Source organism: Bradyrhizobium sp. AZCC 1719 (assembly GCF_036924525.1).
Classification (GTDB): domain Bacteria; phylum Pseudomonadota; class Alphaproteobacteria; order Rhizobiales; family Xanthobacteraceae; genus Bradyrhizobium.
Map to the genome: position 1 here is coordinate 1,852,895 of NZ_JAZHRU010000001.1, position 14,972 is coordinate 1,867,866.

Consider the following 14,972-nt stretch of genomic DNA (forward strand, 5'->3'; position numbering starts at 1 on the left):
AGCAAGGGGCGGTCCATTCCGGATCGATAACAATCGATTCAAATCCGGGCGACGGCATCACGCCTAGATCTGGCGCTCGACCATCTTCAGCTTGAGCTCGGCGATGGCTTCCGACGGGTTCAGGCCCTTCGGGCAGGCCTTGGCGCAGTTCATGATGGTGTGGCAGCGGTAGAGCCGGAACGGGTCTTCGAGGTTGTCGAGCCGTTCGCCGGTGGCCTCATCGCGGGAATCCTTCACCCAGCGCGTCGCCTGCAGCAGCGCGGCGGGCCCGAGGAAGCGTTCGCTGTTCCACCAGTAGCTCGGGCAGGAAGTCGAGCAGCAGGCGCACAGGATGCACTCGTAAAGTCCGTCGAGCTTTTCGCGGTCCTCGTGGCTTTGCTTCCATTCCTTCTGCGGCGTCGGCGTCGTGGTCTTCAGCCACGGTTCGATCGAGGCATATTGCGCGTAGAAGTTCGTCAGGTCGGGCACCAGGTCCTTCACGACCGGCTGATGCGGCAGCGGATTGACTTTCACCGCGCCGCCTGCGGCCACGTCGTGCATCGACTTGGTGCAGGCCAGCGTGTTCTGGCCGTCGATGTTCATGGCACAGGAGCCGCAGACGCCTTCGCGGCAGGAGCGGCGGAAGGTCAGCGTCGGGTCGATGTTGTTCTTGATCCAGATCAGGCCGTCGAGCACCATCGGCCCGCAATCGTTGATGTCGACATGATAGGTGTCGACGCTCGGGTTCTTGCCGTCGTCCGGATTCCAGCGATAGACGCGAAACTCGCGCGTCTCGGTCGCGCCGGCCGGCTTCGGCCAGGCCTTGCCGCCGGTGATTTTCGAGTTTTTCGGAAGCGTGAATTCAGCCATTATTCTAACCTTTCGTCATTCCGGGATGGTCCGAAGGACCAGACCCGGAATCTCGAGATTCCGGGTTCGATGCTTTGCATCGCCCCGGAATGACGGTATTGTTCATCAATACACCCGCGCCTTCGGCGGGATGTACTGGACGTCGTTTGTCATCGTGTAGTCGTGCACCGGGCGGTAATCGATCACGGTCTTGCCGTTCGGATCGATCCAGGCCAGCGTGTGCTTCATCCAGTTCTTGTCGTCGCGCTCGGCAAAGTCCTCGCGCGCATGGGCGCCGCGGCTTTCGGTGCGGTTCGCCGCCGAATCCATGGTGACCACCGCCTGCACGATCAGATTATCGAATTCGAGCGTCTCGATCAGGTCGGAATTCCACACCAGGGAGCGGTCGGTGGTCGCGATGTCGCCGATGCCGCCATGCACTTTGTGAATCAGGTTCTGGCCTTCGTGAAGGATTTCGCCGGTGCGGAACACCGCGCAATTGTTCTGCATCACGTGCTGCATGCTGTCCCGCAGCTTCGCAGTCGGTGTGCCGCCCGAGGCGTGGCGGTAATGATCGAGGCGTCCGAGCGCCATGTCGGCGGAATCCTTCGGCAGTTCGGGCTGCTTGCCGTTCGGCGTCAGCTTTTCCGCGAGCCGCAGCGCGGCGGCGCGGCCGAACACGACGAGGTCGATCAGCGAGTTGGAGCCGAGCCGGTTGGCGCCGTGCACGGACACGCAGGCCGCTTCGCCGATCGCCATCAGGCCCGGCACCACGGCATTGTCGTCGCCGTCCTTCTTGGTCAGGACTTCGGCGTGATAATTGGTGGGAATGCCGCCCATGTTGTAGTGCACGGTCGGCACGATCGGAATCGGCTCGCGGGTGACGTCGACATTGGCGAAGATCTTCGCCGATTCGGAAATGCCGGGCAGCCGTTCCTGCAGCACCTTCGGATCGAGATGATCGAGGTGCAGGTAGATATGGTCTTTCTTCTTGCCGACGCCGCGGCCTTCGCGGATCTCGATGGTCATCGAGCGCGAGACCACGTCGCGGGAGGCGAGGTCCTTGGCGGAGGGCGCATAGCGCTCCATGAAGCGCTCGCCCTCGGAATTGACGAGATAGCCGCCTTCACCGCGCGCGCCTTCGGTGACGAGACAGCCGGCGCCGTAAATCCCGGTCGGGTGGAACTGGACGAACTCCATGTCCTGCAACGGCAGGCCGGCGCGCAGCACCATGCCGCCGCCGTCGCCGGTGCAGGTATGCGCCGAGGTGCAGGAGGCGTAGGCGCGGCCATAGCCGCCGGTGGCGAGGATGGTGGTCTGGGCGCGGAAGCGGTGCAGCGTGCCGTCGTCGAGCTTGAGCGCGATGACGCCGCGGCAGGCGCCCTGGTCGTCCATGATCAGGTCGATGGCGAAGAATTCGATGTAGAACTCGGCCGAATGGCGCAGCGCCTGGCCGTACATCGTGTGCAGCATGGCGTGACCGGTGCGGTCGGCGGCGGCGCAAGTGCGCTGCGCCTGGCCCTTGCCGTAGTCCATGGTCATGCCGCCGAACGGACGCTGGTAGATCTTGCCGTCCTCGGTGCGCGAGAACGGCACGCCCCAATGCTCCAGCTCGTAGACGGCTTCCGGCGCGTTGCGCACCATGTATTCGATCGCGTCCTGGTCGCCGAGCCAGTCCGACCCCTTGACGGTGTCGTACATGTGCCAGCGCCAGTCGTCCTGATGCATATTGCCGAGCGAAGCCGATATGCCGCCTTGGGCCGCGACCGTATGCGAGCGCGTCGGGAACACTTTTGTAATACAGGCGGTACGCAGGCCAGCCTCGCTGCAGCCGACCACGGCGCGCAGGCCCGCGCCGCCGGCGCCGACGACCACGACGTCGTAGGTGTGGTCCTCGATCGGATAGGCTTTTCCGTTGCTGGCCGGGCCACTGCCGCTCGTGGCCTTGCCGTTACCTTCAGCAGCCATGGGCTACACTCCCGATGACAATTTGACGATCGCGTAGATCGACGCCAAGGCGACCGCGATACAAAAGAAATTATTGGCCATTACGCTGGCGAGCTTCAGCGTCTCGTTGTGCACATAGTCCTCGATTATGATCTGCATGCCGATCTTCATGTGCCAGGCGCTGGCGATGATGAAGAGGACCAGGATGATGGCGATCGGAAGCGAGCCGAGGATTTGCGCCGCGCCGGCCTGATTGCGGCCGATCAGCATCAGCACGATCACGATGACGGGCACGATCAGCAGCGTCATCGCCACCGCCGTGAGGCGCTGGCGCCAGAAATCGGTGGTGCCGGAATGTGAGGAACCGAGATTGCGGACGCGGCCGAGCGGCGTGCGCATCGAGGAGGGGCGGCTCATCGTCCGCCTCCGACCGTGTAGGCGATGATCCAGACCAGGACGGTCAGCGAGATGCCCGCGATCAGCGCGCCCCAGGTGAGGGCCTCGCGCTCGTTGGCCTTGAAGCCGTAGCCAAGGTCCCAGAAGAAGTAGCGGATACCGCTGACCAGATGGTGCAGCAGTGCCCAAGTGTAGCCGAACACGATCAGCTTGCCGATGATGCTGCCGGTGAAGGCCTGGACATTGGCATACGCCCCGGGGCCGGACGCCGCTGCAATCAGCCACCAGGCGAGCAGTAGCGTACCGAAATAGAGCGCAATCCCGGTGGCGCGGTGGACGATGGAAAGCGCCATCGTCAGGGTGACGCGATAGGTCTGCAAATGGGGCGATAGCGGTCGTTCGATCCTGGCGGTCATTTGGCGGCTTTTTACGTTGTGTGGACCGCGGCCGGGCCCATCGGGAACGCGGTAGATGAATTCTATTTACGGAGTCGAGTCCGTCCGCGCAACGGCCAAATGGCTTGGAATGAAATCATCGTTCATTGCTATAGAGCTACGAAACGCGACTATTCAGCGGCTTGGTATACCACGGATGTTGACCTGGCTGAAGAATTGAATGAATATTCTGTTCATGGAAGAGCCAGCGGGCATCGGCTCGTAACAGGCGAGCAATCGCACCAGCAGGCGGTAGGCGGTAGACGGACCAGATCGGCTCGGCCAGCCACGAGGGCGATGCCGGCGCCTCCTTCGCTGCGGTGGCGACCGCATCGAGGCTATTCATCCAGAGCCGACCGGATATGCGGTTTTTGCGGCCCGCTTTGCTGCCGCCGGCGAAGCGCCGTTCAGCGCTGCCAGATGCGTCCGCACGACAGTGCCGATAGCAACGGTGCCTGCGAGAGATAATGGATACTCCCGCATTTCAGAAGCAGCTAAGTCTCTCTGGCGATCGTCATCGCGGTCTGCCAGCGGCCGTGCAGATGCGCGGGTCACAGGCGCTAACGTGGGATGCTTAGGACATGGCGGCCGGCCTCGATCCGAAAGAGCTCATCGAACTCGCCCTGCTGCTGATTGCGGTCGGCGCGCTGTCGGGTTTTCTTGCCGGATTGTTCGGCATCGGCGGCGGCGCCATCCTGGTGCCGGTGTTTTACGAATGCTTCCGGCTCGCCGGCGTGCCGCTCGAGGTGCGGATGCCGCTCTGTATCGGCACCTCGCTTGCGATCATCATCCCGACCTCGCTCTCCTCGTTTCGCGCCCATTACAACAGGGGCGCGGTCGACATGGAAATCCTCAAGCGCTGGTGGCTGCCGATTGTGATCGGTGTGATCGCAGGCAGCGTCACCGCACGTTTCGCGCCGGAGCGCCTGTTCAAGATCGTGTTCGTGATGGTGGCGTGGTCGGCGGCGGCGCGGCTGTTGCTGGCGCGAGAAACCTGGAAGTTCGGCGACGACGTTCCGAAGGGTTTTCTGATGCGCGTCTACGGCTTCTTCGTCGGGCTATTGTCGACGTTGATGGGGATCGGCGGCGGTCTGTTCGCTAACTTGCTGATGACGTTCTACGGTCGTCCGATCCACCAGGCGGTCGCCACCTCATCGGCGCTGGCGGTGTTGATTTCGATCCCCGGCGCGATCGGCTATGTCTATGCCGGCTGGCCGGCGGCGGCGCGTTTTCCCGACGTCGCCGCACTGCAGGTGCCGTTCGCGTTCGGCTATGTGTCGCTGATCGGCGCGCTGCTGGTGATGCCGACCACGCTGATTACGGCGCCGCTCGGCGTCCGCGCCGCGCACGCGCTGTCGAAACGCGCGCTGGAGATGGCGTTCGGGGCGTATATGTTCATTGTTGGTGGGAGGTTCGTGATCAGCCTGCTGAGCGGGCAATAGGCAGCTGGCTCACATCGCCTCTGCAGCACCGTTCGGCAAGAGCCTGAGCGCGCGGACGTCTCCTCCCTTGGCGTCGCGGCACGCAGCGTGCTCGGGAGGCAGGACCAGCATGATATTTCGGGAAATGCCGACCATGGTTCCAACCGGGCAGGAATAGCCACCGACGGTCAACGGCCTGTGGGCCTTGTATCGCCAGTGATAATTGCCTTTCGCTTCGATATCCTTCTCCGGATCGATCCCGATCGCCCGCACGGCAGCCAATTTCTCTTCGGTCATCCACGGCACCGCCACCTCTTGCGCAAAGCCTGGCCGCACGAGGAGGATGCCGGCGGCGACGGTGGCGGCAAGTGACAGCTTCACCTTGTTTGCTTCCTCGTATTCGTCGATGTCGTGTGCAACCTATCCAACCCCGCCGGTCCAGTTGCAACCGGGTTGCGAAATTAGGGTTAGCATTGCGTAAGTTGCTCCGTGGCTTCGCGGGACGCGCCGTCTCAGTGCGGCAGGCGCACTTCGCTATGGCACCACATGTGGGCATCGCCGGCGCTGTCGATGCGGCCCTGCGTTCGCAGGGACGACAGCAAACTACTTCGCGTAAATCTTCGCGTAGGTGTCACGCAAAATGTTCTTCTGCACCTTGCCCATGGCGTTGCGCGGCAGTTCGTCGACGACGAACACGCGCTTCGGCATCTTGAATTTGGCAAGTCGTCCGTCGAGCGCCTTCAGCACGCCCGCCTCGGTGACGTCTGCGTCCTTGTTGCAGACCAGCACCGCGGTGACGCCTTCGCCGAAATCGGCATGCGGCACGCCGATCACGGCGGATTCGATCACGCCCGGCATGGCGTCGATCTCGCTCTCGATTTCCTTGGGGTAGACGTTAAAGCCGCCTGAAATCACAAGATCCTTGCCGCGGCCCAGGATGTGCACGTAGCCCTTGGCGTCGATCTTGCCGAGATCGCCGGTGATGAAGAAGCCGTCGTCGCGAAATTCGGCTTTTGTCTTCTCCGGCATGCGCCAGTAGCCCTTGAACACATTCGGGCCTTTCACCTCGATCATGCCGATCTCGTCGCGCGCGAGCTCCTGGCCGGTCTCGGGATCAGTGACGCGGACGGAAACGCCGGGCAGGGGATGGCCGACGGCGCCGGGGACGCGCTCGCCGTCATAGGGGTTGGAGGTGTTCATGTTGGTTTCGGTCATGCCGTAGCGTTCCAGCACGGCGTGGCCGGTGCGCGCGGCCCATTCGCGATGGGTGTCGGCGAGCAGCGGCGCCGAGCCCGATATGAACAGCCGCATGTGCTTGGTCGATTCCTTCGACAGCGCCGGGCTCTGCAACAGCCGTGTGTAGAAGGTCGGCACGCCCATCAGCACGGTGGCGCGCGCCATCAGCTTGATGATCATTTCAGGATCGAATTTCGGCAGGAAGATCATCGAGGCGCGGGCGAACAGCGTAACGTTGCTCGCCACGAACAGGCCGTGGGTGTGATAGATCGGCAGCGCGTGGATCAGCACGTCCTTGTCGGTGAAGCGCCAATAGTCGACCAGGCTGTAGGAGTTCGACGCCAGATTGTCGTGCGTCAGCATCGCGCCCTTGGAGCGGCCGGTGGTGCCTGAGGTGTAGAGAATGGCAGCCAGATCGTCATTGCCGCGGGCGACCGTTGCGAAGGCGGCATCGGCCTTGGCGGCGGCGTCCGTCAGTGATCCCTTGCCGTCGGGCCCAAGCGTTTCGACCTTTGCCTTCACCTTCGCGGCGATGGCGCCGATGCCCTCGGCCTTGGACGGATCGCAGACGACCAGCGCGGGCTCGGCGTCGGAGATGAAGTAGTCGAGCTCGTTCAGCGTATAGGCGGTGTTGAGCGGCAGGTACACCGCGCCCGCGCGTACGGCTGCCAGATAGAGCACCAACGCCGGGACCGATTTCTCGGTCTGGGCTGCGACGCGGTCGCCGGGCTTGACGCCGCGCGCGACCAGCACATTCGCCATCTGGCCGGCGCGGGCGATCAGCTCGCCATAGCTGATGCGCGTGCCATCGAGCATCTCGATCGCAAGCCGGTTCGGATCGTCGAGCGTGTCGAACAGGCGGGAAAACAGGTTGGCGTTGGCGGTCGTGTTCATGCAAACTTCCCCTGGAGGGCGCTGGCCTGCGAATTTCGCAGGCTGGAATAGCAAGAACGCCCTTCAAAAAGCAACGGAGACAGTTTGCATGACAAATGGCGGGAAACGCGTGGCCTGGGTGACGGGCGGTGGCAGCGGGATTGGCGAGGCCGGCGCCGACGCGCTGGCAGCCGATGGCTGGACGGTGGTGGTCTCGGGGCGGCGGAAAGATGCCCTCGACAAGGTCGTGGCCAATATCACCCAAAAGGGCGGCAAAGCCGAGGCGATCGCGCTCGATGTCAGCAACAAGGCGGATGTAGACAAGGCGGCCGACCAGATCCTCAGCCGACACGGCCGGATCGACCTCTTGGTCAACAGCGCCGGCATCAACGTGCCCAAACGAAGCTGGGCCGACATGGAACTGGAGGGCTGGGACAAGGTCGTCGATATCAACCTCAACGGCGTGCTCTACTGCATGCGCGCGGTGCTGCCGGCGATGCGCAAACAGAAGGACGGCTGCATCATCAACGTCGCGTCCTGGGCCGGCCGTCACGTGTCAAAGATGCCGGGCCCGGCCTACACCACGACCAAGCATGCGGTATTGGCGCTGACCCACTCCTTCAACATGGACGAGTGCGTCAATGGGCTGCGCGCCTGCTGCCTGTCGCCGGGCGAGGTCGCGACCCCGATCCTGAAGCTGCGTCCGGTGGTACCCTCGGACGAAGAGCAAGCCAAAATGCTGCAGCCGGAGGATTGCGGCCGCACCATCGCCTTCGTCGCCAGCCTGCCGCCGCGGGTCTGCGTCAACGAGATCCTGATCAGCCCGACGCATAATCGCGGCTTCATCCAGACGCCGGCGAATAGGGATTGAATTCGGCGCCGCTGCTGCCCCGTCATTGCGAGCGCAGCGAAGCAATCCAGCGCGCCGCAAGGGGAGATATGGATTGCTTCGTCGCTAACGCTCCTCGCAATGACGGGCGGCAAGGATTGCGCGCCGCTCCATCCAGCCCGCGCCCGACCGCCACACGGATCACGCCCGCAAAAGTTTCAGAGATCACGATAAATTATTCCCCGAAACTGGCCGCAAAACCTCCCGTAGCTCGGCCCAACGACGACGAAATCAACCGGTCCATCGACCAGCGTCGTTGTTTTCATCACCGGCGATACCCGCCGGCCACAGCAATCCTCGGGAGAAGATTCCATGTCGAAGCGTATTGCACTTCTGTCCGCCGCCGTGTTCAGCGCGCTGGCTTTCACCGCCACCATCACCGCGCCAGTTAGCGCAGAAGAAAAGACCGTGATGGTCGGAGGTGCGGCGATGTTCCCATCCAAGAACATCATCCAGAACGCCGTCAATTCGAAGGACCACACCACGCTGGTTGCCGCGGTGAAGGCCGCCGGCCTGGTCGCGACCCTCGAAGGCAAGGGCCCGTTCACGGTGTTCGCGCCGACCAACACGGCCTTCGGCAAGCTGCCGGCCGGCACGGTCGAGACGCTGGTGAAGCCGGAGAACAAGGCGACGCTGACCAAGATCCTCACCTACCATGTCGTGCCGGGCAAGCTCGCCGCGTCCGACCTGAAGGATGGCATGAAGCTCAAGACCGCCGAAGGCGAACAGCTCTCGGTTAAGCTCCAGGAGGGCAAGGTCTGGATCGTCGACGCGAAGGGTGGAACCTCCATGGTCACGATCTCGAACGTCAATCAGTCGAACGGCGTGATCCATGTGGTCGACACCGTGCTGATGCCGGCGTCCTGAGCTCCCCGCGCGCCCCTGACTGGTCCCAACAGGGGCGTGTGGATTGGCGGGCCGGGGCAACCCGGCTCGCTTTTTCGTGAAGGTCGATACACGCCATGCATCGTTCTGATAGAATCATGGCAGTAACGAAACCCGGTTCCGGGCGTATATTCGATACGAATTGCAAGCGGGGATGAGCCATGTCGGCCGTAACAGTCAGCGACCAACACGCCGCGTCAACCAAGGCAAAAGTCATTCAGCCGGCCTGGGTGCGGGCGCTGCATTGGACCAACGCGTTTGCGATGGTCCTGATGATCATGTCGGGATGGCAGATCTATAACGCCTCGCCGCTATTCGGCTTTACGTTTCCCCGTTCGGTCACGCTGGGTGGCTGGCTCGCCGGAGGGCTGCTCTGGCATTTCGCCGCGATGTGGCTGTTGATGGTCAACGGGCTGATCTACCTGGTGATGGGCTTTGTTACCGGCCGCTTCCGCAAGAAGCTGCTGCCAATCACGCCGGAGGGCGTGATTTCAGATACGAAAGCTGCGCTGACCGGCAAGCTGTCGCACGACGACCTCAGCCGATACAATTATGTGCAGAAGCTGCTCTACGCCGGCATCATCGTCGTCGGCATCCTCATCGTGCTGTCAGGTCTGGCGCTCTGGAAGCCGGTGCAACTGCAATACCTGGCGGCGTTGTTCGGCGGCTACGAGGGCGCCCGTTATGTCCATTTCTTCTGCATGGCGGCGATCGTCGCCTTCATGGTGGTTCATGTCGCGCTCGCCCTCCTGGTGCCGAAGAGCCTGCGCGCCATGATCATCGGCCGCTAGTTCAAGGGAGTACGACCATGGGCCGCATGCGCAAGCTTCTGATCCCCGGCGTCGACAAGACGCTTCTCGTCAGAGACGCCGTCAAGTCCATGCCGGATCTCACCCGCCGGCGCTTCATCTCGGGCGGTGCCAGCCTCGGCGCGCTGACGCTTCTGACCGGCTGCGACGTGACGGACAGTTTCTCGGCCGAGGAGATGCTGAAGCAGGTCTCAAAGTTCAATGACGGCGTGCAGGCATTGATGTTCAATCCCAATGCGATGGCGCCGACTTTCCCGGAAAGCGCAATCACAAAGCCGTTCCCGTTCAACGCCTATTACGACCTCGACGAGGCGCCGGAAGTCGACGGCAAGACGTGGAAGCTCGAGGTGCGCGGCCTCGTCGAGAACAAGAAGTCCTGGACGCTGGACGAGCTCTATCAACTGCCGCAGGTCAAGCAGGTGACGCGCCACATCTGCGTCGAAGGCTGGAGCGCGATCGGAAGCTGGACCGGTACGCCGTTGCGCGATTTCCTCAAACTGGTCGGCGCGGATACACGGGCGAAATATGTCTGGTTCCAGTGCGCCGACAAGGACGGCTACAATTCGCCGCTCGACATGCCGAGCGCGCTGCATGCGCAGACCCAGATGACGTTCAAATTCGGCGACGAAATCCTGCCGCGCGCCTATGGTTTCCCGATGAAGATCAGGGTGCCGACCAAGCTCGGCTTCAAGAACCCGAAATACGTGATCTCGATGGAAGTCACCAACGACTACAAGGGCGGCTTCTGGGAAGATCAGGGGTATAATTCTTTCAGCGGAAGTTAGTCGCCCTCAGGACGATCCAGCCTCTTGATGCAGCTCGCCACCCCGCATCAAGCGGCGAGCTATGTCGGCTGTCTGCAGTGAGGCGCGTTCTGTCGGTGAATGGGCGGCCAGATAGCGGGCAACCGCGATCAGGATGTGCCGGCCCTCGTTCGTATCGCCCCGCGTGCCGAACTGCCGGACTCCGGCCTCCAGCATCTGATAGGCATGGAAGCCTGCATCTTCTCGCAGGACCGCATGCGCGAGCGTGGCGATCAGCGCCTGCGGCGAATGGCCGAGCGTGAGATGCCGTGCCACCAGGCTTGCGGCGAGATCGACCTGCCGCTGCCGGTCGAAGGCATCGAGCAAGGCGGCTCTGATCGTCTCTGGATCCGCGGGCAGATCATCGAGCTGCTCGCCGCCGTCGCCCGGGATGCGCGCCGGCGGCACATTGAGATAGCGAGCAAGGTAGAGCGCCATCGCTCCGTGCAACACGCCGCGCACCGCCGTGACGTGAGTGTCGATGTTGGCAATCCCGATGCGGATCAGCATCTGGTGGACTGCGTTGGCGTAGGTGAAAACGTGATGCGCCGTCTCCCAGTCGGCGTGCTCATTGGCATTGCCGAAGCGCGCCACCCTGAGCGCTGCCGCGTAGGCGAGGGATTGGCCAAGGTCGGCAGGAGCGGCACCGGCGCGGATCGCCCCCTTGAGCGCGTCGACGATCCTGGTCGGATCGTCACCGAGCAGCTCGTGAGCAAGTGCGGCGTGGCCCGACCAGTCACGCGAGCCGCGTCCGGCAGCGAACAGGTCCGCGAGCTCGCCGGTTGATTCTTCACACAATGCAACAAGGTCAATGGGCTGGCGCCAGGCAGTCGATTCCTCGGCGCCACGGGCCGCTACCATCTGACCGACGACAGTCGGCAGCAGAGCCGCCGCGTGTTGCCAGCCGATCAGGTCGAGGCACTCGAACGCCTTGTTGATGAAGTCGAGCGAGTGCCCAGTGTCGGCGAACGCTCGCTCGGTCTCGGCAGCGAACAGCGCATCGGCGAGTTCAGCCGGGGAGAAGTCGGCAGCAATCGCCGTGAGCAGGGTGCGCTCGGCCGCCTCGCGATGGCGCACGTTTGTCCAGCGCCGCAGCCAGCGTTTGAGCGCGGCCGGATCCGGCCGGCTTCCAAGCGGCGCGCGTTCCCGCCGCGGCGCCTCGCCGTCGCAGTCCGCCGCCACGCGGCGTGCGCCGTGGAATAGAGCGAGATAGGCTTCCTGCTCCGGCAGCAAAGGCAGGATATTGGCGAGTGCCGTAAGGATCGTAAGGCCGACGCCCCAGCCGTCGCGATTTTGCGCCCCGAACAGCGCCACCTCCCGTACGATTTCGGTTTGCGGTACGCCGGCCGCGAGCTGACCATGTATGGCCTTGGCAATGACGAGGCCAAGATTGTGGGCAAGGCCGTTCGCAAGCCGCTGATGCCAGTGCGCGGCGAGATCGGCATGTGTGAACGTGGTCTTCACCCAGACGTCACCATTGCGCACCTCGACCGGGCAGATCGGCACGTCGTCCGCCCACAGGTCGAAGGTGCAGCCGCTTTCGAGATCGAAGCGCGCGTGGTGCCAGTGACAGGTTAGGATGCCGTCCTCGACGCTGCCGCGCTCGAGCGGGAAGCCCATATGCGGGCACCGATTGTCGAGGGCGAAGGCACGTCCGCGGTCGTAGATGACAAGGATCGGACGATGGTCACCGCGCACAACGAGCCGCCCCTTGAGCTTCAGCTCCTCAAGGCTGCCCGCCAGCGCAAATTCCTTGCTCGGCGCGTCCATGAGCATACCTCCCATTGTCGCTTTGGGGGCGCTGCAGGTACTCCGCAACATAGACGTCCTCTCGCGCAAAGGCGAGAGGATGCGGTGGTGTTGGGGCTGCGCGAAAGGAACCGCACTGGATCACGCGTTACCTCAACGCGCGCTGAAGGTGAGGCCGGCGCGCTCCGCCAGACGCTTGCGCAACGCCGGACCCATCAGCGCGCCCGGCGTCCAGATGCCGCCCTCGCCCTGCACGTCGCGCACGACGCAGAGAGCGCTCTCGACGATCATCTTGCTGGTCGAGCCGTAGCCCGGATCGCGGTCGCCCCTGACGACCGTCTCGACCCGTCCGCCATCCGGCAGCTCGCCCAGGAAAAGGATGTCGTAGAAGCCCTTCTCGCGCGCTTCCCGGGTCGGGCCCGCGCCGGGTTTGAGACCGCCGGTTCTGACCAAGGAAAACACCGTGGCGAACGTCTCCGTCGTCACGCCGGCGATTTCCCCCAATCCCGGCGCGACCATCATCTCGTCGTAGACGAAATCCCTGCCGTAGAGATGACCCAACAGGAAATTCGTGCGGTGCACGTTCTTGGTGTTGACCGGCGCCATGGGGAACGGCACGAGCCACGCGTTCATGTGCGGATCGTATTCGGGGATGAGGCCCGACGGCTGAGACGGCCCGGTGAACCCCGGCGTCAATGCGAAGGGGTCGGTCAGCAGCCCGATCAGGGCCGGGTCGCGCGCGGCGGCGGCCAATGTCGCCTGGGCGCTCGCCGCGGTGCCGCCAGACATGCCGCCTTTCACCTTGCGCAGGCGGGCTTTGACCCGCCGCGCCGGGCGTCCGAATTTCTCGCGCGCCTTCTCCTGCACCGTGAGCACGCCGAGGTCGAACGGGATGGAATCGAAGCCGCAGGAGAAGACGATGCGCGCGCCGGTCCGTTTCGCCTCTTCGTGATAGGCGTCGATCATGCGCCGCATCCAAACCGGTTCGCCGCAGAGATCAACATAGGCCGTTCCCGTGGCCGCGCAGGCCGCCACCAGCCCGGGACCGTGCAGCTGATAGGGCCCGACAGTCGTGATGATCACGGCCGCACGCTCGCACATCGAACGCAGGCTGGCCGGCTCGTCGGCATCCGCCTTGACCAACGGCAAATCATCCGGTGCGCCGATGTCGACACGCACCTTCCGGAGCTTGTCGATCGAGCGTCCCGCGATCGCCCAGGACGGAGCATCGTCGCTGCGATAGGACGTCGCCAGATATTCGGCGATGAGGCGCCCGGTGTAACCCGTCGCGCCATAGACGATGACGTCGAACTCCCGCTTCACGACGTTGGTCCTCCTCGAGTTCCCGCTGCCGAGCTGACACCTTACCATCAGGCGACGTCATTTCACGCCGCAAACTGCTACAATCCCGTCGTCCCTCGCAGGACGACCCGCCGATGGAGAACGCATCACGTCGAGGGTTTCCGCACTACCTTCCTCTGAAATGCCGACAGCACCGCACCCAGCGCCAGCATCGCCGCGGAAACGTTCAGCGCGAACGACAGGCTGCCCAGCGCATCCGTGATCGCGCCGACCACGATCGGGCCCAGCGTCTGGCCGATGCCGAATGAAATCGTCATCGCCGCAATTGCGGTGGGCCAGGCTTGCGGCGGGTAGTTGAAGCGGACGAAGGCGGTGGTGGATCCGACCACCGCGAAGAATGCTACGCCGAACACCAGCGCCGATGTGGCGAGCAGCCACACCGAATGCCCAAAGATCGGCATCCCCGCACCGATGGCGTTGACGCCGAGAATGATCGTGGTGGCGAGGCCGCCGCGGTCGAGCGCCAGCACGCGCCGCCATACCCAGGGCGTGATGAAAGCGCTGACACCGATCAGGCTCCAGAACGCGCTCTGCGCCGCGGCACCGCCACCGGCGTCGCGGATATAGGCGATCATGAAGGTCATGTAGGCGATGTAGCCGGCGCCAAACAGAAAGTAGCCGGTGAGATAGATCACGACCGGCGCGACGGCGAATTTGACTGCCGTCGTTTCGGTCAGGGCTGCACCGGCATGAAACGGTGCGAGCAGGACCGGGATCGTCATGACGACCGCCAGCGCGGTCATCGCCCACCAGACCATCCACCACGAGCCCGGCCCGAAGCCCTGCAGCACGAACGGCGCCGCCAGTCCCGACGCCAGGATGCCGATCCCGGGGCCGGCATAGAACAGGCTGAGCAGAAAATTCGCCCGCTCGGGGCGCGACTGCGCAATCGTCGCCGCCAGCGCGCCGCCGCCGACGAATCCGGCCGCGGCGCCGACGCCCGCCAGAAGCCGCGCAAAACTCAGGACGTAGAAATTGCCTGTGGTGGCGCAGAGCGCCAGCGATAGCACGCAGGCCAGCGTGCCCCATCGAACCGAAGCGGCCAATCCAAAACGCCGGATCATGCGCGAGGCGAGCAGGGCGCCCGCGAGATAGCCGGCGGCATTGACGGTGTTCATGAAACCGGCCGCGGAATAGCTCCAGGCCAGGGTGTCGCGCATGTCAGGCAGCACCAGCGCATAGGCAAAGCGGCCAATGCCGAGACCGACGGTCGGCGCCAGCGACAGAATGAGGATCAGCCGTGCGGGATGCGCGTAACTCGCGGGACGGTCGGGGGCGTGCAAGGATTTGCTCCGGCGGGACGGCATTGTGGCAGGCCGCCAGGGGCATGCACAGGCCCT

General features: G+C 63.8%; 14 protein-coding genes. 5 read left to right on the top strand and 9 right to left on the bottom strand.

All coding sequences use genetic code 11. The features are described 5' to 3' along the window. Positions 1–63: 63 nt before the first annotated feature. The 4 genes from V1292_RS08850 to sdhC all read right to left on the bottom strand — a co-directional run bounded on the left by V1292_RS08850 (position 64) and on the right by sdhC (position 3,587). On the bottom strand, positions 64–849 hold the full coding sequence (locus V1292_RS08850) for a succinate dehydrogenase iron-sulfur subunit (RefSeq protein WP_028348437.1): 786 nt from the start codon (positions 847–849) through the stop codon (positions 64–66). A gap of 105 nt (positions 850–954) precedes the next feature. Beyond that, on the bottom strand, positions 955–2,796 hold the full coding sequence (gene sdhA / locus V1292_RS08855) for a succinate dehydrogenase flavoprotein subunit (RefSeq protein WP_334371863.1): 1,842 nt from the start codon (positions 2,794–2,796) through the stop codon (positions 955–957). Positions 2,797–2,799: 3 nt separating this feature from the next. Continuing rightward, a complete protein-coding gene (sdhD, locus tag V1292_RS08860) occupies positions 2,800–3,174 on the bottom strand; it encodes a succinate dehydrogenase, hydrophobic membrane anchor protein (RefSeq protein WP_065744792.1) in 375 nt (124 codons plus the stop codon). Positions 3,175–3,188: 14 nt separating this feature from the next. Next, positions 3,189–3,587, bottom strand: coding sequence for a succinate dehydrogenase, cytochrome b556 subunit (sdhC, locus tag V1292_RS08865; RefSeq protein ID WP_171713625.1), 399 nt, complete (start codon positions 3,585–3,587; stop codon positions 3,189–3,191). 599 nt (positions 3,588–4,186) lie between these two features. Between sdhC and V1292_RS08870 the strand changes: the two genes are divergently transcribed. Next, positions 4,187–5,047 (top strand): sulfite exporter TauE/SafE family protein, encoded by an 861-nt coding sequence (locus V1292_RS08870; protein WP_334371867.1) that lies wholly within the window; start codon positions 4,187–4,189, stop codon positions 5,045–5,047. A 9-nt stretch (positions 5,048–5,056) separates the two neighbouring features. On the opposite strand, the gene V1292_RS08875 is transcribed toward V1292_RS08870, so the two are convergent. Together V1292_RS08875 and V1292_RS08880 are read right to left on the bottom strand one after the other, a co-directional pair. Then, entirely contained in the window at positions 5,057–5,407 is a 351-nt protein-coding gene (locus V1292_RS08875) for a hypothetical protein (protein WP_334371869.1), read from the bottom strand. A gap of 222 nt (positions 5,408–5,629) precedes the next feature. Continuing rightward, positions 5,630–7,156: a malonate--CoA ligase gene (locus V1292_RS08880; protein WP_334371871.1), complete on the bottom strand. Its 1,527-nt coding sequence runs from the start codon at positions 7,154–7,156 to the stop codon at positions 5,630–5,632. Positions 7,157–7,244: 88 nt separating this feature from the next. On the opposite strand from V1292_RS08880, the gene V1292_RS08885 reads away from it, so the two are divergent. The 4 genes from V1292_RS08885 to V1292_RS08900 all read left to right on the top strand — a co-directional run bounded on the left by V1292_RS08885 (position 7,245) and on the right by V1292_RS08900 (position 10,503). Next, entirely contained in the window at positions 7,245–8,006 is a 762-nt protein-coding gene (locus V1292_RS08885) for an SDR family oxidoreductase (protein WP_334371872.1), read from the top strand. Between the two features lie 330 nt (positions 8,007–8,336). Then, on the top strand, positions 8,337–8,891 hold the full coding sequence (locus tag V1292_RS08890; protein WP_334371873.1) for a fasciclin domain-containing protein: 555 nt from the start codon (positions 8,337–8,339) through the stop codon (positions 8,889–8,891). 179 nt (positions 8,892–9,070) lie between these two features. After that, the gene (locus V1292_RS08895; protein WP_334371874.1) at positions 9,071–9,700 is read left to right on the top strand and encodes a cytochrome b/b6 domain-containing protein; all 630 of its coding nucleotides are present in this window, start codon (positions 9,071–9,073) and stop codon (positions 9,698–9,700) included. A 17-nt stretch (positions 9,701–9,717) separates the two neighbouring features. Continuing rightward, positions 9,718–10,503, top strand: a complete 786-nt coding sequence (locus V1292_RS08900) for a molybdopterin-dependent oxidoreductase (protein ID WP_334371875.1) — start codon at positions 9,718–9,720, stop codon at positions 10,501–10,503. Between the two features lie 6 nt (positions 10,504–10,509). On the opposite strand, the gene V1292_RS08905 is transcribed toward V1292_RS08900, so the two are convergent. The 3 genes from V1292_RS08905 to V1292_RS08915 form a co-directional block, all read right to left on the bottom strand. After that, positions 10,510–12,291 carry a Rieske (2Fe-2S) protein gene (locus V1292_RS08905; RefSeq protein WP_334371876.1) on the bottom strand — a complete coding sequence of 594 codons (1,782 nt, stop codon included), beginning with the start codon at positions 12,289–12,291 and terminating at the stop codon, positions 10,510–10,512. 132 nt (positions 12,292–12,423) lie between these two features. Continuing rightward, positions 12,424–13,593 (bottom strand): saccharopine dehydrogenase family protein, encoded by a 1,170-nt coding sequence (locus V1292_RS08910; RefSeq protein WP_334371877.1) that lies wholly within the window; start codon positions 13,591–13,593, stop codon positions 12,424–12,426. 125 nt (positions 13,594–13,718) lie between these two features. After that, positions 13,719–14,915, bottom strand: a complete 1,197-nt coding sequence (locus V1292_RS08915) for a YbfB/YjiJ family MFS transporter (protein WP_334371879.1) — start codon at positions 14,913–14,915, stop codon at positions 13,719–13,721. Positions 14,916–14,972 lie beyond the last annotated feature (57 nt).

What these genes read in the sequence shown, in the direction of transcription:
- V1292_RS08895 (WP_334371874.1), top strand. Translation starts at nt 9,071, where the DNA reads ATGTCGGCCGTAACAGTCAGCGACCAACACGCCGCGTCAACCAAGGCA.
- V1292_RS08900 (WP_334371875.1), top strand. Translation starts at nt 9,718, where the DNA reads ATGGGCCGCATGCGCAAGCTTCTGATCCCCGGCGTCGACAAGACGCTT.
- sdhD (WP_065744792.1), bottom strand. Translation starts at nt 3,174, where the DNA reads ATGCGCACGCCGCTCGGCCGCGTCCGCAATCTCGGTTCCTCACATTCC.
- V1292_RS08885 (WP_334371872.1), top strand. Translation starts at nt 7,245, where the DNA reads ATGACAAATGGCGGGAAACGCGTGGCCTGGGTGACGGGCGGTGGCAGC.
- V1292_RS08870 (WP_334371867.1), top strand. Translation starts at nt 4,187, where the DNA reads ATGGCGGCCGGCCTCGATCCGAAAGAGCTCATCGAACTCGCCCTGCTG.
- V1292_RS08850 (WP_028348437.1), bottom strand. Translation starts at nt 849, where the DNA reads ATGGCTGAATTCACGCTTCCGAAAAACTCGAAAATCACCGGCGGCAAG.
- V1292_RS08880 (WP_334371871.1), bottom strand. Translation starts at nt 7,156, where the DNA reads ATGAACACGACCGCCAACGCCAACCTGTTTTCCCGCCTGTTCGACACG.
- V1292_RS08905 (WP_334371876.1), bottom strand. Translation starts at nt 12,291, where the DNA reads ATGGACGCGCCGAGCAAGGAATTTGCGCTGGCGGGCAGCCTTGAGGAG.
- V1292_RS08890 (WP_334371873.1), top strand. Translation starts at nt 8,337, where the DNA reads ATGTCGAAGCGTATTGCACTTCTGTCCGCCGCCGTGTTCAGCGCGCTG.
- sdhC (WP_171713625.1), bottom strand. Translation starts at nt 3,587, where the DNA reads ATGACCGCCAGGATCGAACGACCGCTATCGCCCCATTTGCAGACCTAT.
- sdhA (WP_334371863.1), bottom strand. Translation starts at nt 2,796, where the DNA reads ATGGCTGCTGAAGGTAACGGCAAGGCCACGAGCGGCAGTGGCCCGGCC.